Genomic DNA, 16,292 nt, shown 5'->3' on the forward strand with positions numbered 1-16,292 from the left:
GTAAATCAAAGGCCAAAGGCGGTGAGTAAATTGCTGCAATTCAGCCGTTTTTTTGTATTATGCATAGCTATCCTCTGTGACTGAGGGGGGGCCTCGCCATTTCCTGATCTCCCGCTACGCACACCCGGGCCTGGCGCTAGTGGGTTGCCCCAAACGTTGTTTGTAAGTAAGCCCCTTATGTAATGGGAACTCGATCCAATTTCCTAAGTTTTAGGTAAACCCACCTAAAATTTGAAACAAGAGAAGGATTAACGACCAATCCTCATTTTACGATGGAAAGGTAGTAATAGCCATAGCTTGCCCGATGCGTTCAGGAGTTGTTCGCCCTTGCGAAAAAGGCAGAGTAGGATTACAAATACAAAACATGTTTTGTCTTCACCATATTTCCGCCACCCATATACACTACTATTCTATGGGTACCTCACTACATCCGGGAGGTTTAGGACGCAGGAGCTTAAAACCAGCCTTCCATATACTCATGTAGCCACAAAGTCCTTAGCCCTGGCTCAAGGCCTGCAGACAGGCCACACCTGTAACAACCATTTCCGCGTTTTTTATGTTGACCGTTTCAACCGGAAGGGCCAATACGGGCTTTTTGTCAACAAGAAAAACGCGGATGCATTTTTATGAAAATGAAACCCTTAAGCGGTTTTTGATCTATTTGGCCTAAAGCAGAAACATTCGTATAATAAGACGTTAGCGGCTATTTCAAACGACATCCCGTTATGAACCTGCATTTTCTTATTCTGACCACACTGACCCTTACTTCGTTTTTGGTAGACGCACAAACCGCCGACAATAAAGGTCAAAGCAAGAAAGAATTCAAAAGCCAAGGCGAACAGGAAGACTATTGGGCCTATCGATTATTTGAAAAGACATACTTTAAAACACATTTCGATAAATTCAAAAGCGACATTGTTATAAATGGAGACGGTTTCATTTTCGGCGACAAAACTTTGGTAGTTATAAACACACCAAAAAATTTAAAAACAGTTTTTTCAAGTGGCATATTCTATCCTAACATTATCACGGGCGACACAAGATCTGTAGTTAAAAGTCAGGCTGAACAAGACACACTTTCAGTAGCAGAAAAAGTTTTTTACAATATGACACGCACTGACAGCTTGACAATCTCAGACTTTGAAGAACTAAAATTTCTAAGTAATTCTCCAAAATATAAACGATTTAAACTTCGGCTCTGGCGAAAGGGATCTGCAAACCCAACCGCTTGTTTTATTGAGTTGACCAACGAAAATGCCACAGACAAAACGGAATTGACAGAGTTCATAATCGGCGCCTCCCTGACTTTTTTCAAAGAAGGATGGCTCGTGATATAAAACAGCCGCTAACAGTGTGTTCATGCAATGCTGGCGGAAGAACATGTTTTGGACTATGGAGCTTTTTTGGACGGCAGCTGTTTGCAAGCAGAAGTAACACGGACCCCAGCACTGCATAAACACTTTTACGTTGTGCGGCATGCTATCCTTGCTCTAAGAAAACCTAAGAAATTGTAAAATTTATATGAAACGAGAATTGACGACGACTTTAAGGTGGATATGTGTGCTGCCAGGTGCAATCGCTGCCGGATTGCTGTCAACAGTTATTCTCCATTTTGTTTTATATACAACTTTGTCAAAGTTTGTAAGTCCATATCCACAACTTCCAGAAAGAGCGCTAACACCTTTTGCTATTTCACTGGCGTTTGTATGGTTGGGTACCAAAATAGCACCCAACAATAGATTTAAGACCGGGTTAATCTTGTTTTTTATTTGGATAGCTCTCGCATTGGGAGTTATAGTATATACTTTGATTGGAGGAAAGCTATTCGGTTCCACTTTAGATTTACAATTCAACGGAGTTGCTCCATTACTAGGCATCCTAGGTTCGGTCATTGGGATTCTCTTGGTAAAACGCAAATATGCGGTGCAAGGAAATGACAAACTTTCTTTTAAAGAAGGTATTGTTAAAGAGAGACAGGAAGGCGAAAAAAAGGCACATTCGACGAATCAAACAGTAATGTTAGTTGTGGATTTTATATTTATGGTATTGTTTATTGTTTGTATTTACTATCCGACTTTCAGGATAGTTGTTTTTTCTCTTTTGTTATTATTGCATTTTTTTTCAATTGTTTCTTTTATTAAGGAACAGGAAATAGCAACAAAGTTCAGGAAAATCAATTTTTTAAAAGAGATTTTAACTGCAGTCGCATTAATCATAGGACTTGTAAGTCAGAAGGCAGGATTTTACGTCACTTTGATTTGCTTAGCATTAATCTTCTTTGATTTGATTAGATTAATAGTGAAGCGTCCAACAGTCAGTGCGACATAGCACGCCGCACAACATCAGCTTCACGCAATACGGGCGACAGAATAGATCCAGATCGACAGGAATTCTGACCCAGCGATAGAACCCCGGCCTTAAACTTTCAATTTTAAGTTAGTACTTTGTAACCGGCCGCCGGGCAGACGGGACATGAAATTTCCGTACTGCGTGAAGCCGTCCACGTTGGCTGCAATTATAATGGAGAATCACACATTATTCTTTAAGAACAAAACAATTCAAGGGAGTGATGTTGAAATTACATTTCACAAAGACTTCACTCACATTTATAACATTGAGACTTTTCCTGTAGTTAAGTATACTTTGATCAACTGCGAAGAATTAGCTTCGATAAACTTTGACGATATTGAGTACCAGAACGACGGACTGTTTGTAGAAAATCGTGAGGAGCATAACCGCAGCGTTTTTGAAGCAACAGGCATCGCTGGAGAGGTTTTTAAGATCATTTGCGACGAGATCATAAGGGAAGATCTGGAATATCGAAAGCAAGATTATGTTGACCTCTTAAATGAGATGATAAAGCAACGTGATGACGAGCATGAAGTCGTAGACAAGTATTATCAACAGCTTGAAAACTTGAAGTTCTTTTTGGAGAAGGAGATTGACGTTAGTGAAAGAAAACTAAACCAGGCAGATTGGTTAACGAACGATAAAAGACATTTTGTTGAAGGTGAACTTACCGGTCTTAGGAAAGTTTTTGAAGTCCTTACTAATTCGAGGCATAACATGTGACGCAGGTATAACTGCAGCCAACAGTGTGTTCATGCAATGCTGGCGGAAGAACATACGTTAAGCTATGGAGCTTTGTTGAACGGCAGATGTATGCAGGCAGACGTAACACGGAGTCCAGCACTGCATAAACACTTTAACGTTATGCGCAATTGCAGCAATCACCCCAAATATTTAGAGAGTTAGCAGAATCGAAGCTTCATTTGTTTAGTTTAAACCATAGAAATGATTGAAGGTCCCACCTTGAAAGAAGGACAATTTGCGCTATTGATGTGCGACGGTGCAACTGGACATGTTTTGACGACTGAAGGAGAAGTATATCTATCGACCAAAGGATCAGTATATTTAGTCTTTGAGGGTATAACCAGCGTAAGGAAATATATCAAAACTACTCAAGAGGAGAATAACACAGTAGAATTTAGTATCTATGACCACAAATATGAGTTGGTTGAGTTTTATAAAGCACTTAAGTGGGTTTAAGGTTTGTGAAACAAGTTTTTTTACCAAAATCACAGTCGTTCTCGAGGCTTCATTTTATCGCGGAAGGCATCTTACAGACACTTTGCAAAGCGCATAACAGTGTGTTCATGCAATGCTGGCGGAGGAACACGGCGTGAACTCAGGAGCTTTGTTGGACGGCAGTCGTTTGCAAGCAGAAGTAACACCGAGACCAGCACTGCATAAACACTTCAACGTTATGCCCCACCTGCGAAGACCTTAAGTTCAATCTTGCTACAAGGTTAACAATCGTGTCGTGGTATTACGTGTGCGAATGGATTGAACCGAACTCGCAAAAACATGTTCGGGGTCCGAAAAACTTTTCCGGTGAAAGCAGAAGCGAACATTTTCGAAGCAAAAAATCAATTGCCGTTTTGCTTATTGAAAATGACTCCGCGGAAATCAGCGGATACCATCACGCCAACAAGCTCGCAATATAGGTTTTATCGCTCCCATCAAGTTTCCGGCTTAGAAAGACAGCAGTCTTCATTGCTGCGACCTTGTAATCACTGTTTTTGGAAAGTTCAACTTAGCACGAGCACGATTGTTAACAAAGCAACTTTGAAGAGACCGTTTCTCTGTTACTTAACTTCCAATTGACAAGGAGAGCGACCGTTATAGAAGCGAATTGGTGCAAACTGGTCTACTGTTGATTTGCACCAAGCCTGGTTGAGTGTAGGATCTGCTTCTTCTGAGGCTCTCGGACAGACAGGCGGGGCATAACATGGTGTTTGCACTAGCGCGGCTGAGGAAAAAGAGCTGATCATGAGATTTCATTTGAGCTTTATATCTTTAACTAGGCAGCAGCAACACTAGTACCGCACCAGCGCAAACACCTGACCGTTAGCTGCTATACCCTTACAAATGCGTAGATACTTCATCTGTGATCAAGACGAAATTAAAAGTAAACTCAGTAGCTTGGTCCTGAAACGTTCAGATGAGAGCGGCTGGATGCACTACTATTATGATTCAACTTCAAATGAGGCGTGGGTGTTAACTCAATTCAACTCTGAATACCATGGGGGAGGATCACCTGTTTTAAAAAGGCTTCCTGAACTTAAATGTGAAGATCTTATAGAACTTGCAATGACATCTTTGGATTTGAACGATGTTATTGGAGCTTCAAAAGAACTCGCTGAAAGGGAGCAAAACGATAAAGAGGATTTTAGAGACAGGTTAATAACCCGAATGTTACAAACCGATGTAGTTAACTCTTCATCAGCGGAAAGAGACAGGTTGAGGATAATTATTTCAAAAACTAATCTTCTTGACCCAATGAACCGAAGAAACATAGTCGGTAAACGTTTTAACGAGATCAAAGAAGATTCAGAATACTATCAACACCTTGCATTTAAAGCAAAGGACCTCCTAGACGACATGGAGAAGTACAGCAGCTAACAGTGTGTTCATGCAATGCTGGCGGGGAACACATTTTGAACAGCGGAACTTTATCGGACGGCAGTTGTATGCAAGCTGACGTAACCCGGAGCCCAGCACTGCATAAACACTTTTCCGTTAGCAGTAACCATATGACGTCCCTACAGTTTGAAAAAACTATTTATGTGGTTCCTTTTTGGTGACAGTACCTATTTAGATTTATCTGAGCGAGGTTTTAACAGACGAGCGGTATTGGTAAATATGGATCAAATCCTTTAGCAATCAACATGAAATTTATTGTATTTGGCATTTTTGTATTCTTCATTCTCTCTTGTAATCAAGACATGAAAAAATTTGAAAAGTCAGCTTGGAACGAAAAGGGGGATCTAGGTATCTATCCAAACAGAGACAAAATGCTGAAAGACATCATGAACAATCATCGGCTAAGAGGATTAACCTATACACAACTTGTTGAGTTATTAGGTGAGCCTGAAGATTATTCAGACGTTAACCCAAACACAGTTTACTACAACGTGGTTACAGAATACGGACGAGATATTGACCCGGTTTACTTAAAGAACCTGGAAATAGGGCTTAGTTCCGACAGTGTGGTGATCGACGTAAACATAAAGGAATTCAAACACTGACAGATGAGTGGCTACTACTAACAGTGTGTTCATGCAATGCTGGCGGAAGAACATCGTTTGGACGATGGAGCTTTATTGGAGGGCAGTTGTTTGCAAGCAGACGTAACACGGAGCCCAGCACTGCATAAACACTTTACCGTTATACGCCACCTTACGTAGCAATTCAGCTCAGTCTTGCTCCCAAGATCACAAGCGTTTTGAAAAGGATGGGAGCGAACGCGAGGGGAGCAAGTTCGGCATTGTCGCCTTAGTATCCTAGTCACGTTCCTGGTCATAAGAATTGCGACCATTACCTAACCGAATTTGAACAAGCTAGTTTCCAGCCTATGTTAAGCTTCTGTAGACGCGGAAAGCGAACGTCACCATAACCGAATTTTGAAAAGGGTGGGGAGACGGTTTTTTATCGAGTCCCTTCCTATGGTCAGCAAAGGTGATCAAAGAAAATTTTACTGTCGGGTTTACTATAGAATGATACCGACCATCATTGAACCTTACACTTTGCTTCTTCTAAAACTCTCGGACGGATAGGCGGCGTATAACATCGGTTTTGCAATATGGTGGCTGATAAATAAGTGCTGGAAAAAGAATGCCATTCAACTTCATCACAAATTGAAGATGATGGATCACGGAATACCACCACATCGCAAACCCGTTTAACGTTAGCAGCCATGCCGCCGCGGGCGCATAGCCAGGCATTTTATCTTTATATTGGTGCGAGATAATGGCCGTTCTGCACCAGGCTGACTGTATAATATAGCCGATCTTCAGTCCTGGGTGACAGTTGCTGACATTTGAGGCACGGCTTCTAACAATGGGCTTTACGAAAGTTTTGCTTCAGCAATGGCGCCTGGACAATAGAACACTATTGAACAGTTGTACTTTGGCCGTTTTTAGAATTAAGTTACGGCCAAGCGAACATTTGGAATTCTAATTCAAAACCTTCGTAAAGCCCTTTTACGTTAGCCGCCATACAATGACCGACCTGTGCTTAAATCATAAAGCGAAGTTCCTCAAGTTCCTAAAAGGTGAGTTGCCGCTTTCTGAATTGGAACTTTTCATTTCGCAGACTATAGACCTTGAAAAAGACTTAGGAACTAATACATACATTGAGCTGCTCACGTTTGATTACAAGGATAAATATGCAGCTAATCACGTAGAAGACTACATCTTGGAGAAGGTCATTTCCGAAAGTAAGTTTGAGACGTGGAAGCTTACGGAGCTACTGCAAGACTTCATCAATCATCCCCAAAAGGCAAAAGATCTTCTGGATAAGGTTTATCATCTGTACTCTGGTACCTACAACCGACAAGGAGAATTGACAACTGGTTATCGATTTTTGGGGAACCTGGGATTGAATTACTTTTTTTGGATTGATGAAGGGTATCTAAGAACTACATTTGGAGACAGTTGGAAGGTAGAATACGAAAAGAGCTTAAAAGATATTGAGTACTATCACCAGCAACTAAAGCCAATCGCTGAACAAATATTGCAGGCAATTATTCAAGGTGAAATCAAGATCATCAGTAAAAAGGAATACCAAATCTCAAATCAGCTAAAGAAAGAACTTGAGGCGGATTCAATATTTCAGCTAACACATCCATCACGAAGTACAGGCGGCTAACAGTGTGTTTATTCAATGCTGGCGGCAAAACATACTTTGGACTGGTGTCTTTAATCCGACTGCAGTTGTTTGCAGGCTGAGGTAACACGGAGCCCAGCACTGCATAAACACCTTTACGTTACCTGCTATTTTTAAAATGACACTCCCTGCTGACATAAAGGAAACATTTTTCGAAACACTTTATGGTGACAAAAGCGTGTTGGATTTTGAGCAATGGCTTTATGCAGACAAACGACTTGAGAGTGCTTTGTTGGCGGAAGATTATCTGGATTTAATTTCTTATGGCTACAAGGGTGACAGAGTAAAATACGGTTTATATAAGCTCTTGGAAAAGCATATTGATAAGGGCGAGTACGAAAAGTGGAAACTTCTAAAGTTACTGCGTAAAGCACTAAAAAGGGACAATGACCTGCCCGAAATCCTAAGAAGGTTCTACGACCTTTATTGTAAGGGTTACGGCTTTCTTGACAATTTAGGTCTCGGCTATGGTTTAGCAGTTGAAGTTCCCCCACAAGCAGACAGTTGGGAGGAGTTAACAGCAGAACAACAACAAAAATTACTCAATAGCTTCTACCCGGAAATTGAATACGAAATCAAAAAGGCAATTAGTTGGTTAGAAAGTGATAAAGTGGTTTTGACAGGTTTTCAAGACGAGTACTATCATTATGAGTACATTGATAATCGAACAGAAGACGAAAAGCAACCGACCGGATATAAAGTTGAAGCTACCGTCTCGACAAATGTAACAGAAAAGTACAGGAATGACAATGACGCAAGAGAGCAGAAGCCGTGGTGGAAGTTTTGGTAGCGTCTAAGTGCAAGCGGACTAAAACAGCAGGTAACAGTGTGTTCATGCAATGCTGGTCGAAGAACAGATCCTGAACTACTTATCTTTATTGGACTGTAGTTGTTTGCAAGCAGACGTAACACAGAGCCCAGCACTGCATATACACTTTAACGTTAGGCGAAAATGCAGGAACAGCTAAAAAAATGAAAAAAGATAGTAATTACATTTCATATTTCACTGCTCTTTTAGTTGTGGTGCTTGTTGGCGTCAAATACGGTGGACAAACTTTAATCCGATGGCTGCCCTTTGTGACAATTCTCCTGTCACCGTTAGTTGGTGCATTTACTATCAAAAACTACAATATTGATAAGAGCACGGTTGATAGTTCTGTGAAGGTATTTCGGAAGAAGATTGTCTGGCTTGGAACACTATTCTTATTATCCATCCTGTTGTTGCTGCTATTATCGGAACTTAGACTGCTAGCGTTTGCAATGTTAGGAGCATTAGGAATGTCACTTTTGGGATTGGTGGTTTACAAACCGCGGTGAGATAACGAGGAAGGTAAATCTACTTACAACACTTCAGAGCGGTAATACTTCGCCTAACAGTGTGTTCATGCAATCCTGGCGATTGCACGTACTCTGAACTAATATCTTTTTTTGAGCGCAGTTGTTTGTAAGCATGAGTAACACAGAGTCCAGCACTGCATAAACACTTTCACGTTATGCGTCATACTGAAACGATGATTTAAGGCACAAGGATGATTAGAATTTTGAAATATGTGATGAAGGTTTTCTATGCAAATAATAAGTATGCAACAAACAGAATTGAAGGGGGTAGCTATATTGTTGCGGTTTGTGCTGCATCTTTTTATTTCCTCATGACTTTTGGTTTACTTGCAGTATTTGCTTTTTCTATTTTTCCAGACTTTTATAAATGGTATTTGAACCTGAAAGTGAATTCCACTTTATTTGGACTATTATATGTAATAATCAGTTTTTTATTTTTGTACATATTCATTAAGGAAAAAGAAATTCAGGACATCGACTTAACGAAAGAGCAGGTTGAGAAAACGATAAACTATTTCATTGCATATTCGCTGATTGTGGCAATTATGATTGGACTTGTAGCTATGAAATTTTTACGTGATTAATCTTCCAGTCAAGTTTATGGTTCAACTTGACAAGTACGAACGCATAACAGTGTGTTTATAAATTTGTGGCGGGACGTCAAGCATTCGGTTATAAATCGCTATTTTGCTTTTTGTGGTTAATTGAAACTGACGTTTTTCAATTGCCACAACTTCATAAACACTTTAACGTTAGCAACAAGTTATGAACACGAAAGGCATCCAAAATGACAGTTTATCACTATCGACTCATTATTTGAGAATGATACCTTTTGGCTCGGAAACGGTGATGTCAACGGGAACTGGTTTTGTATATGAAGATGACTCAAAATTATACCTCATAACCAACGGACATAATGTAACCAGGGTAAATCCTGACACAAATATGAGGATAGTTAATAGTATAGCTTTTCCCATTAGAATTAAAACAAAGGCCAGAATCATTTCCGAAGACAATCCCAACGCCTTAGCATCTGACTTTTTTGACATAGACTTATATGACGATGATGAATTTTTAAAGCCAAAGTGGTTTATTCACCCAACACATGGCTATAAGGTTGACGTTATTGCTATTCCATTTGCAAGCATGGCAGAAATTCCCAAGCATGTAAAACTATTTCCGATAAATAAATATGAGTTTAACAATCAGTTTGACATTGAGATAGCTGATGATGTATTTATCTTAGGTTATCCTTTCGATATAACAGGAGGAAAAGAATTGCCAATTTGGAAAAGAGGTACAATCTCCACAGAACCAGTGATTGACATTGAAAACCTTCCTAAGTTTTTAGTTGATACTGCTACACGTTCAGGGATGTCCGGTTCACCTGTAATAATGCAGCGGAATGGTTTTCATGGTTTCAATGGAAAGGAAATGACGGGAAAAGAGCTTTTGGGTGTAATAAGACTGTTCGCGGGTATTTACTCTGGAAGAATTGGTGCAGAGGATAATTTTCAAACACAATTAGGAATAGTTTGGAAACCAAGTGTGATAGACGAAATAATAAGTGGACAAAAACTGGGTGACATAGGGTTTCAAAGTATATAACCTGTTGCTAATAGTGTGTTCATGCAATGCTGGCGGGAGGACATAATTTCAACGTTTATTCTTTAATTTGGCTGCACGTGTTTGCAAGCAGACGTAACACAGAGCCCAGTACTGCATAAACACTTTAACGTTATGGGCAAGTATAAAAGACCGTGCTTCTCAGACAAAGTATGTGACATTTGACCTTTTCAGCATTTAAACTTGGACTTTTAAACAAAACACCCATTGGAAGCCTAAACGACCTTTGCATTATAAATTTATAGAAATGCAAAACACAGTTTTAGTAACGGGAGCTTCAGCAGGAATTGGCAAAGCAACCGCAATTTATTTAGCACAAGACGGCTACAATGTTTATGGTGCTGCACGCAGGATGGAAAAAATGCAAGACCTCAAAACCTATGGCATCAAACCTGTTACATTGGACATTACAAAAGATGAAAGTATTGAGGGTTGTATAAGCCAAATTTTAAAAGAAGCGGGAAGCGTAGATATTTTGGTAAACAATGCAGGTTTTGGCTCTTATGGCTCGATTGAAGATGTTTCAATGGAAGATGCACGTTATCAGTTGGAGGTAAATGTATTTGGTGCAATGCGTTTGACACAACTTGTTTTGCCAAAAATGCGGGAAAATAGATACGGTAAGATTGTAAACATTTCGTCTGTTGGTGGTAAGATTGTTTTTCCTTTAGGTGGCTGGTACCATGCAACCAAGTTCGCATTGGAGGCTTTGAGCGATAGTATTCGAAATGAAGTCAGAGAATTTGGCATTAACGTAATCGTTGTTGAGCCGGGGGCTACTAACTCAGAATGGGGGAATATTGCTACTGATAGTTTGATTAAAGTATCGGGACATACAGTCTACAAAGACTTAGCAATTAAAACGAATAAAGTATTTACCCAATTATCCAGTAATGTAGTGGAACCAATAGTTATAGCAAAACTCATTAAGAAGGGAATGGAAGCAAAAAATCCAAAAACAAGATATACGACTAATCAAATAGCCTCAAAGTCTTTGTTGTTCTTAAGAAAGATTTTATCTGATAAGCTAATGGATAAATTAATAATGAGTCAGATAAAATAATATATTATGGAAAGCACAATTAGTCTTCAACATAATATCCTGTATTCCCGTAGTGATCAAAAAATAAAAAGCACCGAACATTACTTTCCCGAGCACGCTTTAGGAATAATGTTATCAGGGGAGTCGCAATATTTTACAAACGCGGGAACATTTGTAATGAAAGAAGGTGCAATTTGTTTATTGCGTAGAAACCAATTATTCCAAAAGCTTAAAAACCTGGATTCAAATGGTGAACCAATTGCGTTAATCAGCATATTTCTTGACCAAAACTCTTTACGCCAATACGCAGCAGAAAATAGTATCCCGAAACAAGGAGCGTATAAAGATAGACCCATGATTGACCTAACAGGAAATTTGTTTTTGAAAAGTTTTTTTGACTCACTGTTGCCATATCTTGATCATCCGAAAAAACTTACCGCAAAAATTGCGGAACTTAAAACCTGTGAAGCAATTGAGTTGTTGCTTGAAACAGGTGATGTCTTTCGAAATTTTTTGTTTGATTTTCACAACCCGCATAAGATAGATTTGGAGGCGTATATGAACCATAATTATAAGTATAACATTCCCCTATCATCTTTTGCTAAACTCACCGGACGTAGCCTTTCCACCGTTAAAAGGGATTTTATAAAGATATTTGAAACAACACCCGAAAAGTGGTTACAACAAAAGCGTTTGGAGCAAGCCCACTTTTTCATTTTAAAGAAAAACCTGCGTCCCTCAGATGTGTATTTGGAAGTTGGTTTTGAAAACCAGTCTCACTTTTCATTTGCTTTCAAAAGACTATTTGGGGTGACACCAACCCAGTTGACAGAACAAAAGAGGAATACCAGCCGCTAACATTGCGCTTTGTGTAAGTGGGGCATGACGTTGTGACATCAGCTATGTACAAGCCCCGCCTTCAGTTCCAGCGTGACGAACTGCATTGAGCAACAGAATAAACAATGAATTTCACATTCCTAGATTGTAGCAGCGGTTCCGGGCAGCCGGAACCTTATTACCCCCCCCTGCACAAAGCCCTGTCCGTTGTATGCAATGGCTCTCGCCACATGCACACAACATCGGGTTTCTGAAAGTTGGGCAGATGACCTATTGTTGGAACATAAGTTAAGAATCGACCTATGGAGCTTAGCTGAACGTCAGTTTTCCAAGTTCCCAACCATCACAAACCCGCTCAACGTTAGCCGCCATTTTTTATGAAGTCTCTAATTTTTGGAATTGTCTGTTGTCTGCCTATACTTGTAATTGGACAAATCAAGCTCATAAACATCGACTTGACTAATCCTGATACAAGTTTATTATACGGTAGGACAGAAAATCGGTTGACTTTAGTGGGACAGAACAACTGGACGGGAATACGGGTAACTTCCTCAAAAAAATCTCAGATTGATATTCAGAAAAACAGTTTCATCAGCATTCTGCCAGCAATCAACGAAGGTGTTGACACATTAAGATTGTTTAAAGGAAGCAAACTTCTTTTAAGCAGAGGGTATAGAATTGTGAAATTGAGCGACCCTATTGCTCAATTAGCTTTCACATCTGACACTATCATAACCAAAAATAGAATACTTGCAAATCCGTTTGTTACATCTAAATTTCCCAACAGCCTTTATAACAATAAGATTGTGGTCAAATCCTTTGAATGTTTAGTGATTAAAAGGAATGGTGAGAAAAAGGTTTTTTCAGCTACGGGCAACAAGTTGTCAGAGGGAATGATTAATGCAATCAAAAATTTATCGTCTTTGGATGAACTTGTTTTTGATAACATTAAAGCTGGTATTTCACCCGTGTTTCGTCCGAAAGCCTTGCCGTCTTTTAAAGTCAAAATTCAATAAGATACGTAAACTAAAACTGCAGGCAACAAGCGTGTTTATGCAAGTGTGGGAGGATGTTGATAGCTTTGGCTACTGTTCATTTTTGTGCTTTTGTTCGGTCGGAAGAATATCTATTAAGCTGTAGTTTGTAATCTTCATCACAGTATCTTTAGCCACGCATTTGTTCAGGCTGATGTTCCCTGAATACCATACCTGCACAAATACGTTCAACGTTAGCGGCAACCTTAGACGACAACCCTCAAAGAAACGAAACAAAGGAAGTATGGACAATTTATCACCAAACATTTTTGTAGCCGGCATGAAACAGACGATTGGCGTTTACAAACAATTAGGATTTGGTGTAGTTACGACACTTCCCAAACAAGGAGACATTTTGGGCAATGATGAATTGCGGAATCGAACTTTTTTGTTTCAAACATTTGAAAGTTTAGGTAATGACTTGCCAACGATTTCTAGGCAAACCGGTGGCTCATTGCTTTTGTATATTCAAACAACTGAAATCGGGAAATTCTTTGACCAAATAAAACACGGCTTGAAAGTGGTTGAAGGACATAAAAACATTTTACGGTGCGACAGAAATTTTCAATAGAAGATAATAACGTTTATTTGCTAACTTTTGTAGAAGATGAAAAGTAAGACAAACATAAAGCTTCCGCTGACGGACATTGAAAAAGCAAATTTGAGAAAAAACAAAATCAAAGTTGCCAACATCCTTGACTTCGCAAATGACGAACTTGAAGTCTTGTTAAGCTCTACAGCTGAACGAGCGAAAGAAATTTACGCGTTAGCAGAATTTCAAACCGTTCCGTCAATCGGAATAAAATTTGCCGAAGACCTGGTATTCTTAGGTTATTATTCACTGAGCGAATTAAAAAATAAAGACGGAGCAAAACTAACAGACGAATACGAACGAAAAAAAGGCTATTGGGTGGACCCGTGCGTTGAAGACCAGTTCAGATTGGTAGTGAACTTTGCAAACACAAATGACACGACAAAAACGTGGTGGGACTTTACCGAAGAACGAAAAAAATATCGTATTGAAAATCGCTACCCTGCAAACAGACCGAAAAAAGCGTGGCACGAAATAATAGCGTATCAGCGGAATGACAAACAAGGGAGCCGCTAACAGGTTGTTTATACAATCGGGGCTGTACGTTAAGCATTGAGCTTTAAATCGTTATTTTGCTTCTGTGGTTAATTGAAACTGACGTTTTTTAAATGCCACAATTTTATAGGCACTTTTACGTTAGCGGTCATCTTATCTGAAACTTGCATAATAAATGAAACTGCCGAAAACCAAAATATCCATCAGACATGTTTTATTTGGTTTAGCAATTATTATTCACTTGATCTCTTGTAACCAAAATGGACAAGGAAAACAAGAAACAGGCCGTAACGCTCAACTAACAAATGTTTCAATAGTAAGTAAAGAGATTTCGATTTGGACAAAAAACATTCCCGACTTTGAACTTATAAAAGGAACAGAAACATATAATGACGGGATGATAGATACTGTCTCCAACCCGACTGTAAAAATTTACTCTCCGAAAGAAAATAATGCCGGAGTTGCGATCCTTGTATTTCCAGGTGGAGGTTACAATAAACTTGCTATTGACCTTGAAGGTTCAGAAATATGTGAATGGTTAGCTTCAATCGGAGTAACAGGAATACTATTAAAGTACCGGGTTCCAGCGTCAGGGCATCATTACGACAAAGTTTGTGATTGCGGAAAAGCCCCAATTAAACCCCTTGCGTTGCAAGACGCACAAAGGGCAGTAAGCTTGGTTCGCTTCCGAGCCAAAGAATGGAATATCAACGCTAACAAGATTGGTGTAATGGGATTTTCAGCAGGGGGGCATTTAGTTGCGGATGTAAGTACTAATTACAAGAAACGAGCCTACTCCATAACCGACGATATTGATACTATCAATTGCAGACCTGATTTTGGGTTATCATTTTTTCCAGGTCATATGATTGTGCATACAAAACATCCATACGACCTCAACAATACACTTCCCGTTGACAGCAACACTCCTCCGATGTTTATTCTGCAAGCAGGAGACGACCCAATTGATACTATTCAAAATTCATTGGTTTATTATATCGCTCTGAAAAAAGCAGGTGTGCCAACCGAATACCATATTTATGCAGAAGGTGGACACGCATTTGGTTTAAACAGAACAGCACTTGACAATCCAGATTGGAATAAACTTCCAATAGCTGATTGGGAAAACCTGGTTATAAGATGGTTGCGGACAATAAAAATGAGATCAAATTAGAAAGCCGAGCCGCTAAAGACAGAAGAAGCAGGGCAGACAGTGATAAGCGCAATTCGGAACCCGACTCGCATAACAATAGTTGTCGCCAAATTATAGACCTGGGCACAACATCGGTTTTGCAATATTGTGGCTGATAGCTTAGTGCTGAACAAAAAATCCAATTTCACTTAATGTAACCATAAAGAGATATCAGATGATTGAGAGTAATAAGGCAATATTAGAAAAGGCAAATGCAGCTTTCGCGAAAGGTGACTTTGAAGGATTTTTGTCGTTATGTACTGAGGATACGAAATGGACGTATGTGGGCGACCAAATTCTTGATGGCAAAGAAGCCGTTCGCCGTTACATCGCAAAGACGTACACAGAACCGTCTAAATTCACAGTCGAAAACCTAATCGCAGAGGGTGATTTCGTTACCTTATTGGGCGACATAATATTAAAGGACGAAGATGGAAAGCAGACTCACTACTCGGTTTGTGATGTATGGCGGTTTCGCGACGGCAAAATGGCCGAGTTGAAAGCTTTTGTCGTTAAAACATAATCAAGAGCAAAGCAATGAGTGGTAGTAAGTGATTGGTATTGGAACCTAACATACATGTTGGCAGGCGACTGGACCTCTTGATTACAAACTACTTGTAAAATTTCAACTGAATGCGGCTAACAGCGCTTCAACTGAACTTAAAACTATCGCCAACTTGGTATTGCGCAAAGCAAGGTGGACCCAATGCTTGGGCTGAAGAATAATTTGTAGTAATCAACTTTTAACTTTCGGAATGCCAGGTCCTTGCCTTTCGGCAATACTTGCACGTCGGCTGCAATCAATCTGAACAAGACAATGAAACCAGGTTTCTTATCATTTTTACTTCTTATTATTTCAATCCTAAGTTATGCACAAAAGCATAGCATCCATTACTATGATTCAAT

General features: G+C 39.6%; 18 protein-coding genes. All 18 read left to right on the forward strand.

Annotated features, from left to right (window positions below):
- The first annotated feature begins 725 nt into the window (after positions 1–725).
- The 18 genes from EXU57_RS08805 to EXU57_RS08890 all read left to right on the forward strand — a co-directional run bounded on the left by EXU57_RS08805 (position 726) and on the right by EXU57_RS08890 (position 15,909).
- Positions 726–1,337 carry a hypothetical protein gene (locus EXU57_RS08805; RefSeq protein ID WP_133267825.1) on the forward strand — a complete coding sequence of 204 codons (612 nt, stop codon included), beginning with the start codon at positions 726–728 and terminating at the stop codon, positions 1,335–1,337.
- Positions 1,338–1,521: 184 nt separating this feature from the next.
- On the forward strand, positions 1,522–2,328 hold the full coding sequence (locus EXU57_RS08810) for a hypothetical protein (RefSeq protein ID WP_133267826.1): 807 nt from the start codon (positions 1,522–1,524) through the stop codon (positions 2,326–2,328).
- A gap of 192 nt (positions 2,329–2,520) precedes the next feature.
- Complete coding sequence (locus EXU57_RS08815; RefSeq protein ID WP_133267827.1) at positions 2,521–3,072, forward strand: hypothetical protein; 552 nt, start codon at positions 2,521–2,523, stop codon at positions 3,070–3,072.
- A gap of 222 nt (positions 3,073–3,294) precedes the next feature.
- A complete protein-coding gene (locus EXU57_RS08820; protein WP_133267828.1) occupies positions 3,295–3,549 on the forward strand; it encodes a hypothetical protein in 255 nt (84 codons plus the stop codon).
- Between the two features lie 936 nt (positions 3,550–4,485).
- Positions 4,486–4,965: an Imm27 family immunity protein gene (locus tag EXU57_RS08825; protein WP_165958084.1), complete on the forward strand. Its 480-nt coding sequence runs from the start codon at positions 4,486–4,488 to the stop codon at positions 4,963–4,965.
- A 323-nt stretch (positions 4,966–5,288) separates the two neighbouring features.
- The gene (locus EXU57_RS08830; RefSeq protein WP_133267830.1) at positions 5,289–5,591 is read left to right on the forward strand and encodes a hypothetical protein; all 303 of its coding nucleotides are present in this window, start codon (positions 5,289–5,291) and stop codon (positions 5,589–5,591) included.
- A gap of 973 nt (positions 5,592–6,564) precedes the next feature.
- Positions 6,565–7,212: a hypothetical protein gene (locus EXU57_RS08835; RefSeq protein ID WP_133267831.1), complete on the forward strand. Its 648-nt coding sequence runs from the start codon at positions 6,565–6,567 to the stop codon at positions 7,210–7,212.
- A 136-nt stretch (positions 7,213–7,348) separates the two neighbouring features.
- Positions 7,349–8,020, forward strand: coding sequence for a hypothetical protein (locus EXU57_RS08840; protein WP_133267832.1), 672 nt, complete (start codon positions 7,349–7,351; stop codon positions 8,018–8,020).
- 182 nt (positions 8,021–8,202) lie between these two features.
- The gene (locus EXU57_RS08845; RefSeq protein ID WP_133267833.1) at positions 8,203–8,547 is read left to right on the forward strand and encodes a hypothetical protein; all 345 of its coding nucleotides are present in this window, start codon (positions 8,203–8,205) and stop codon (positions 8,545–8,547) included.
- Positions 8,548–8,783: 236 nt separating this feature from the next.
- Complete coding sequence (locus EXU57_RS08850; protein WP_133267834.1) at positions 8,784–9,152, forward strand: hypothetical protein; 369 nt, start codon at positions 8,784–8,786, stop codon at positions 9,150–9,152.
- Positions 9,153–9,390: 238 nt separating this feature from the next.
- Positions 9,391–10,176, forward strand: coding sequence for a serine protease (locus EXU57_RS08855; RefSeq protein WP_165958085.1), 786 nt, complete (start codon positions 9,391–9,393; stop codon positions 10,174–10,176).
- A 265-nt stretch (positions 10,177–10,441) separates the two neighbouring features.
- Complete coding sequence (locus EXU57_RS08860) at positions 10,442–11,257, forward strand: oxidoreductase (protein ID WP_133267836.1); 816 nt, start codon at positions 10,442–10,444, stop codon at positions 11,255–11,257.
- A 6-nt stretch (positions 11,258–11,263) separates the two neighbouring features.
- Entirely contained in the window at positions 11,264–12,094 is an 831-nt protein-coding gene (locus EXU57_RS08865) for a helix-turn-helix domain-containing protein (protein WP_133267837.1), read from the forward strand.
- Positions 12,095–12,528: 434 nt separating this feature from the next.
- On the forward strand, positions 12,529–13,089 hold the full coding sequence (locus EXU57_RS08870) for a GldM family protein (RefSeq protein ID WP_165958086.1): 561 nt from the start codon (positions 12,529–12,531) through the stop codon (positions 13,087–13,089).
- Between the two features lie 262 nt (positions 13,090–13,351).
- A complete protein-coding gene (locus EXU57_RS08875; RefSeq protein WP_207955436.1) occupies positions 13,352–13,678 on the forward strand; it encodes a hypothetical protein in 327 nt (108 codons plus the stop codon).
- Between the two features lie 36 nt (positions 13,679–13,714).
- On the forward strand, positions 13,715–14,215 hold the full coding sequence (locus tag EXU57_RS08880) for a helix-hairpin-helix domain-containing protein (protein ID WP_133267839.1): 501 nt from the start codon (positions 13,715–13,717) through the stop codon (positions 14,213–14,215).
- A 154-nt stretch (positions 14,216–14,369) separates the two neighbouring features.
- Positions 14,370–15,368 (forward strand): alpha/beta hydrolase, encoded by a 999-nt coding sequence (locus tag EXU57_RS08885; protein WP_133267840.1) that lies wholly within the window; start codon positions 14,370–14,372, stop codon positions 15,366–15,368.
- Positions 15,369–15,561: 193 nt separating this feature from the next.
- Entirely contained in the window at positions 15,562–15,909 is a 348-nt protein-coding gene (locus EXU57_RS08890) for a nuclear transport factor 2 family protein (RefSeq protein WP_133267841.1), read from the forward strand.
- Positions 15,910–16,292 lie beyond the last annotated feature (383 nt).

Source organism: Segetibacter sp. 3557_3 (genome assembly GCF_004354985.1).
Classification (GTDB): Bacteria; Bacteroidota; Bacteroidia; order Chitinophagales; family Chitinophagaceae; genus Segetibacter.